The following is a 1,076-nucleotide window of genomic DNA, read 5'->3' on the forward strand; positions in this document are numbered from 1 at the left end:
GTCGATGTCGGTGACGAGTGGCGGCACGGCGCCGAAACCCTGTAGCAACGGAGGCAGATGATCCTTGGGCGCTGGCTCAGGCGGAATGGTCGCGGTCTTCTCAATGTGGAACCGACCGCCCTCCCGCCACCAAGTCCAGATTGAGCCTTCCAGGTTGGTGGTGTCGACCACGACGCCGACGAAGCCGTACTCCTTGATCGGGTCATGTGCTGGACGCACTTCCAGCGCCATCTGGTGCTGCGCCCCAAGGTCGATCGTCTGCACGTTGCGCCGGCCGCGCAGATCCCAGAAGTGGAGGCGGTGCCCGTAGCGATTGGAGAGCAAGTCTTCGGCGACAAGCCCGTTCTCGAATTGCGGCGGTAAGGCCCACTCGCTCGAGACCATGTAGTCGCGCGGCAGGTTCCACCAGAAATCGTAGTGCCGCGTCTGCGATCCGCGGTCGATTTCCCATCGGCCGAGGATCTCAAAGCTCTCGCAATCCATGATGAAGATACCAGGCGGGCCTGCGGTGCCATCCTTACCACCGCCGCCCAGCGTGCTGACATAGATGCCTTCGGGGCCGCAATGGACTGTATGAGGCCGCGAGTAGCCCGTCTTTCGGAACACCTCCTCTGGCTCAATGATCTTGTGGATCTTTGCCTGGGTCGGATGTGGCTTGGTGTCGACGATGTAGATGCGTGAGGAGCGCAGTCCAGGGATGATTAGGTAGCGGCGTTCCAGGAACGCGTGACCGCTCAGCGGGGAAAGCGATGATGAGCAGGCGTTCCAGCCGAAATGGTGGAACTCGTCCCCGGTGTTCGGCATCGCCACTATGTGGACCACCTGCCGGTAAGTCGGCGAGCCTGGATCCACGTCGATGATGGCTAGAGCGTCCGACTTTGAGGCGTCCGGCGAGAGCAACAGTGTGTAGGCAAAGTTTTCCGGCGGTGCCTCCATTGCAAGCTTCGGCGACGGGTGGAAAGTAGGATCGGGCCGCATGCTCATGGCAGAGCCTCCCAGCTTCTCCCCGCGGTCATTTGTGCCCGCGGTGGTTCCAGTCTCCACTTGTTGGTCCGGCAGTTCCACGAAAATCGCTA

General features: G+C 61.4%; 1 protein-coding gene. It reads right to left on the reverse strand.

The features are described 5' to 3' along the window. The coding region (locus tag Q7A36_RS40065; protein ID WP_305109369.1) for a selenium-binding protein SBP56-related protein at positions 1-984 on the reverse strand (984 nt) is incomplete at its 3' end. Positions 985-1,076: the final 92 nt, after the last annotated feature.

The sequence above is a fragment of the Paracraurococcus lichenis genome, assembly GCF_030657435.1.
GTDB lineage: Bacteria > Pseudomonadota > Alphaproteobacteria > Acetobacterales > Acetobacteraceae > Paracraurococcus > Paracraurococcus lichenis.